The 6,427-nt window shown below is 53.2% G+C and carries 3 protein-coding genes and 2 pseudogenes; 2 read left to right on the plus strand and 3 right to left on the minus strand.

Translation table 11 applies throughout. The features are described 5' to 3' along the window. Positions 1 to 185 precede the first annotated feature (185 nt). Positions 186 to 410, minus strand: a pseudogene (locus MK323_14715) (transposase). A gap of 352 nt (positions 411 to 762) precedes the next feature. Between MK323_14715 and MK323_14720 the strand changes: the two are divergent. Then, a complete protein-coding gene (locus tag MK323_14720) occupies positions 763 to 3,081 on the plus strand; it encodes a glycosyltransferase family 4 protein (protein ID MCH2483398.1) in 2,319 nt (772 codons plus the stop codon). 28 nt (positions 3,082 to 3,109) lie between these two features. On the opposite strand, the gene MK323_14725 is transcribed toward MK323_14720, so the two are convergent. Then, positions 3,110 to 4,624 carry a glycoside hydrolase family 130 protein gene (locus MK323_14725; GenBank protein MCH2483399.1) on the minus strand — a complete coding sequence of 505 codons (1,515 nt, stop codon included), beginning with the start codon at positions 4,622 to 4,624 and terminating at the stop codon, positions 3,110 to 3,112. A 114-nt stretch (positions 4,625 to 4,738) separates the two neighbouring features. Here MK323_14725 and MK323_14730 point away from each other — a divergent pair. Further along, a pseudogene (locus MK323_14730) lies at positions 4,739 to 5,706 on the plus strand (IS1595 family transposase). 253 nt (positions 5,707 to 5,959) lie between these two features. Here the strand turns inward: MK323_14730 and MK323_14735 are convergent. Then, a partial coding sequence (locus tag MK323_14735) for a transposase (protein ID MCH2483400.1) occupies positions 5,960 to 6,427 on the minus strand: 468 nt, incomplete at its 5' end.

A 6,427-nucleotide genomic window follows, 5' to 3' on the forward strand; every position in this document is an offset into this window, starting at 1 on the left:
GGGGAAGGGCCGGACTCCTGCCCTTCCGGGAGTATGTCTGCCAGTGCTTTTTTTGGTTCCTTTTGAACACCCGCCAAAAGGTTCAGCCCAGCCGACGACGCTCCGCTTTTCGGTGAAAGTCTGATAGTCGGTTAACCTTCCTTAGTTCGCCTCCGTCGTTGCGGGCCAATCACGCTTCCAAGCAGCAGCAGCGCCCGCAGGCCGTGGGCCATCGCCTCGAACACCCCGGCCTTGAGCCAGCGCCGCGACTGCTGACACACCGTGTGCCAGGGCGGCAGGTCGTTGGGCATCATGCGCCACTGGGCGCCCGTCCTGATAACCCGGCGCAGACCGTTGAAGACCTCGCGCAGGTCATGCCCGCGCTGCGGGGCGTCTTCGCGCATCAGCGTCAGGCAGGGCGAGACGAACAGCTATTCTTCGTCGGTGACATCACTGGGGTAGGCTGGGCGTGGCATGCGGTTGATCCTGTCATTGAGTGGAGTGGAGGACTTGTCCGACCCGACAGTCCATCACCTCCCCAAAGTGCATAACAGGTAAGTAGAAGTCCTTGATGTTCTTTCTTGCTACTCAATGTAAAATAATGGTAAAATTAATGAGGGTTTTTACCCAAACTTTTTGTAAACTATTTGTACCAAACTATACCCTACCTCAAAGTCAGAAGAAATATCTAAGACAATCTTCCCTCAAATACTATAAACCTAAATTTCTTTACACGTTCTAAAGTTGAGGCTATATGATTCAATCCGACTACAAAAGGCGTCTATGAATAACTTCGGCACAACAGACTCAAGACCTGAATGGGAGGCCCTCAAGTCCATCGCCTTTATCGGCAGCCACCTCCCCAGGCAATGTGGAATAGCCACATTCACCACCCACCTGCTCGAATCAATCGCGTTGAATGCACCGAATAAAGACTGTTGGGCGATCGCGATGAACGACCGGCCCGAAGGTTATCCTTATCCGCCTCCGGTGCGGTTCGAAATCAACCAGAACCAACTGAACGATTATGGCATGGTGGCCGACCTGCTCAACCTTAGCCAGGTGGATGCGGTCTGTCTCCAGCATGAATACGGTATTTTCGGTGGCAAGCGGGGCAGCTTTATCATCGATCTGTTGCGTGATCTCAATATACCGGTCGTGACGACTCTGCACACAATCCTGAAGGATCCGAACCTTCAGGATCGACACATCATTATGCAACTTGCCGAGTTCTCGGACCGGCTGGTGGTGATGAGCGAACGCTCAGTTGAATTCCTGCGCGATATCTACCAGATTCCGGAGGAGAAAATCGTCCTCATACACCACGGCATTCCTGACGTGCCGTTTGTCGAAGCTGATGCCTACAAGGACAAGTTCGGCGTATCCGACAAGAAGATCATCCTGACCTTCGGTCTGCTTTCGCCGGACAAGGGTATTGAGATGGTCATTGATGCCCTGCCGGAGATCGTAAAGGCCCACCCGCAGGTCATTTATATGGTGGTAGGCGCCACCCATCCGCACCTTAAGATGGAACAGGGAGAAGATTACAGAAACAGCCTTTACCTGCGCGCGAAAGAACTCGGTGTTTCGGACTACATCGTTTTTCATGACCGTTTCGTTGCCGACGAAGACCTGTTGGAATTTGTCTGTGCGGCAGATATTTATGTCACTCCGTACACGAACGAGGCGCAGATTATTTCCGGTACGCTCGCGTATACGCTTGGGATGGGTAAAGCGGTGATATCCACGCCCTACTGGCACGCCCAGGAATTGCTCGCCGATGATCGGGGCAGACTGGTTCCATTCCGGGATCCATCCGCTCTGACACGGGAAGTCATCGACCTCCTGGATCATCCTGATGAGTGTCGCGCCATCCAGGAGAGGGCCTACAACTACGGTCGCAAAATGGTCTGGAGTAATGTAGGCAGCCGCTATCTGGACACCTTCGCAGAAGCCAAACGACTGCGATTGCGGAACAACGTACCCGAGCACCGACTGGAGACCCTCGGACACCGCCAGCAACGGCTACCGGAGATCAAGCTGGAACATTTACGCCGAATGACCGATGACACAGGTATGTTGCAACACGCCAAGCACACGGTGCCGGATCGGGCACACGGCTATTGCGTGGACGATAATACCCGCGCGTTGATCGTCGTCGTCACGCTACGGGACCTCCAGCCTCTGGATTCACCACTGAGCAACCTTGCGGCCATCTATCTGAGTTTTCTGCGCTATGCCTTCAATGCTCAGACCGGCCGCTTCCGCAACTTCATGTCCTATGATCGTCGCTGGCTCGAGGAAACAGGCTCGGAGGACTCTCACGGTCGAGCAGTGTGGGGACTGGGTGTTACTGTGGGTTTGGGTCGGGATGCGGGAGAGGTGGTTTTTGCGGTCGACCTGTTCCATCGTGCGCTGGATGCCGTGGAACATTTTACCTCCCCGCGGGCGGTCGCCTTCACCATCATTGGCATTCATGCCTACCTGTCCCGTTACAGCGGGGACAGCCACGTGAGAAAAATGCGTAAGATCCTCTCGGATCGGCTCATGCAGCAGTTCAGGGATTTCGCCACCAAAAACTGGCCCTGGTGTGAAGATATCGTGACCTACGACAACGCCCGGCTGCCACAGGCTTTGCTACTGTCCGGGCAGTGGCTTCCCGACCGCGAGATGCTGGAGATGGGTCTGTGCACCCTTGATTGGTTGAAGCAGGTTCAGACCGATGAGAAGGGCCGCCACTTCGCCCCCATCGGCAACCACGGCTGGTTAACCCGGCACGGCGAAAAGGCACGATTCGATCAACAACCCATTGAAGCCGCCGCGATGGTGGATGCCTGCATTGAGGCCTTCAACTGCACACGGGATGAGCAATGGATCGCTTATGCTAACCAGTGCCTCAACTGGTACCAGGGAGAGAACGACCTGCAGGTTCCGCTCTGCGATTACGCTACCGGGGGCTGCCGGGACGGACTGGAAGCACAGGGTGCGAATGAAAATCAGGGCGCGGAATCCACTCTTTGCTGGCTCATGGCGCTGCTCGCCGTCTACAACCACCGTGGCTGGGATCAGGTTACACCGGGACAAGATCCTGACCCGGCTTGACGCTCTGTAGGAGCGAGCTTGCTCGCGATTATCCCGCTGTCATCGGGACAGAATCACTGGAATTCCTTGTCAGCCTGGCTATCAACTGTGGTACCTGCAGCGTTGCTATGCTGCAGCGCTGGTCGCCCGAGGCGTACGGGATGATCAATTCATCCTGGTGGATGAGCGCGCCGCAACTATAAACCACGTTTGGGACGTACCCCTCCCGCTCATGTGCATTCGGTACCAGGATCGGCTCGTCAATCCGGCCTATGATGCGGGTCGGATCCTCGAGGTCCAGCAACTCGATGCCGAGGCTGTAGGTCCGCAGCGGGCCAACCCCGTGGATCACTACCAGCCAACCCTGTGGCGTCTCGATGGGTGAGCCGCTGTTGCCCATCTGCAGGAATTCGTAAGGGAACTCTGGTTCCTGCAGAATTTGGGCCTGCTGCCAGAAATGCAGATTGTCCGAGAACATGATGGCATTGTTCTCGCCATCCTGGCGTGACAGCATCACGTATTTACCCTGGATCTTTCTCGGGAACAGAGCCATCCCCTTACCCTGCACCTGGGCTCCGTTCAGCGTAATGACCTTGAACGAGATGAAGTCGGAGGTCTGAATGAGTTGTGGCAGGATTGTTTCTCCATTATACGCGGTATAAGTGGCATAGTAGGTCACCGTGCCGTCATCATCGACGAACCGCACGAAACGGGCATCCTCGATCCCCTTGCGTTCGGATTCCGATACCGGAAAGATCACCCGCTCGGAAATCGGATGATCCTTGCGAAAGCAAATCTGGTAGTTTGATTGTGCCAGCCACATAGCCATGTCAATGGCATCCGTCTTCTCCTGTGGCAAGAACTCGCCATTGTTCTGGAGTTCGGCGATCTTGCCCAGCAGATCGTTGAAGGTGAAGCTGTCCTCCAGCCTGTTGAGGAGCTGGTGCGTTACCACATTACTTGTCCCCATCTCCTGGAGTTTCAGCCGGAAAAGGTGCTGGTCGTAGCTGGGATTGGAATAGATTTCCGGGGCTTCTACGTAGTTGCTCAAGGCATCGAAGTAGATATCGTTGTTGCTATCGATAAACCCACTGCGAAACTCGATGGAGGAGATGTGGCCTTCACCGGTGGAACGGAAGCTCATAACAAATCGGCAGGAGCCTTCGGGATCCGGCTCCTGGTTCGGAACCTGAACGATAGAAGGATTGAACAATGCCGCCGCCTCCACCGAGTATTCCGCGGTAAAATACGCGCCGATCAGATGCCGCCGTTGCTTCGATATCTGAACATCATCCGGCACAAAGTCAACCACCCGTTCAAAATTTCTCTCCAGGCTTTCCCTGAAGTAGCGGTGACGGTGGGAGAACTCCTGCAGGAGGGTTTCCAGCATCGTACCTGCCTGCTCCTCATCCAGACTCAGCACCCGATTGATGACCTTGCGGATACGTTCTTCACTGGACGGCAGATACGGCCGGGTAATGACGCGGTCGATCTTCGCTTCCATCACAATCGGCTTGCGCCGTGCAAGTAACGCTGTGGGGGTACGTCCGGTTTTGGTCTTCATCGCGTCCACGCAGTACCAGCCTGCTGTGCCTGGTGCGGCCTGCATGAGCAGATCACGCCGGAGTATAATTGAAGTTGAATATCCATTTGGCTCCCCTAATGTTATACTGGATGAATGGACATCACGGTTCTCATCCAGTCGGTGGCATTAACTACCCCCGCACATTGCAAGAATTTGACCAGTGGTTTGCGACTGAGCAAGCCTGTCTTGATTGTTTGCAGCGTCTTCGATGGCCAGATGGCTTTGTTTGTCCAAAATGCAAGGGCCGAAAAGCCTGGCAAATGAGTTCGGGTCTTATTCGTTGTGTCGAATGTCACAATGATGTTTCAGTTGTCGCGGGCACAATTTTCCATGGCACGAGGAAACCTCTCAAGCTGTGGTTTCAGGCTGCATGGTATGTAACGAGTCAAAAGTTGGGGGGAAGCACATTGGGGCTCAAGCGTGTTCTTGGCTTGAACAGCCATCAAACCGCTTGGAGTTGGCTTCATAAAATGTGTCGTGCCATGGTTCGGCCTGAGCGATAACCTCTTGGCGGCACTGTCGAGGTGGACGAAACTCTTGTCGGAGGCAAAGACAAAGGTGGAAGACGCGGGCGGGGGGCTGGAAAGAAAACGATAGTTGTGGTGGCCCGCGAAGTTTTTGACCCCAAAGGATTTGGACGTGTGAGAATGCAGCGCATTCCGGATGTCAGCAGTGAGAGTCTGATTCCTTTTGTATGCAATGTGGTTGCCCCGGGTTCTGAGGTTGTCACAGATAGTTGGAGCGGTTACAACGGGTTGGAACAATTGGGCTGCGTGCATAATAAAATCAACATATCCGCGGGCGGTGATCCTGCCCATATTAATTTGCCAGACGTCCACAGGGTTGCCTCATTATTAAAACGATGGCTTCTTGGCACACACCAAGGGGCCGTGCGGGCAGAACATTTGGATTATTATTTGGATGAATACACCTTTCGCTTCAACCGGAGAACGTCAAGAGTACGTTGACTTTTGTTTTATCGGCTGTTGAGTCAAGCTGTATGCGTAGCACCTGTGCCATACAAGGAAATTATCAGCAAAAAATCTGAGGGCAAGGCATGACGCAAGGTGAGCGAAGTGGATACCCCACTAATTGAATTCTCAATAGATTTAGACGATTTTCTTGCCAGACACAGCAGTTGTTCCTATCCGGTACCCGGCAGGTTTTTGCTACACCGGCGGCATTGGTGCGTCCTGTACGGCACCGCTCCTCCGGCTAATCGTGTTATTGTGGTGTATAGTTTGTCCCCGGTCATAAAACACCCTTGGTGAGTGGACCACGAGTTATTGTCAAAAGTGGTGTTTGAGTTAAAAATCAAGCGGCAATCCGGATTTCAGGAATCACCTCGATTCCATCAGAGAATTGTACACCTTCAATCACCTTTGCCAGGTAATCAAAGCCACGTAACTTTCTCCAATTCTTTTCTGCACATTGTCCCAGCTTAAACATCATGTGCAGCATCCCTTCACGATTGAGACAGCCCTTTGATCTTTTGGTTCTGTGCCTTATGGTACCAAAGGTGGATTCAATCGGGTTGCTGGTTCGTATACTCTGCCAGTGTTTGGCAGGAAAATCATAAAAGGCCAGTAACTCTTCACGATCTTTCTGGAGCGAAAGGGTGGCCTTTGGGTATTTGTCCTGATAGGTTTCAATGAAGAGTTCAAAGGCTTTCTCTGCATTGATTTTAGTCTCTGCCTGCCAGATTTCATGTATCGCCTCTTTAGCTTTAGGCTGTGAGCTTTTGGGCAGAGAGTTAAGAATATTAGCTGTTTTGTGTACCCA

The organism is Gammaproteobacteria bacterium, assembly GCA_022450155.1.
Classification (GTDB): domain Bacteria; phylum Pseudomonadota; class Gammaproteobacteria; order Arenicellales; family UBA868; genus REDSEA-S09-B13.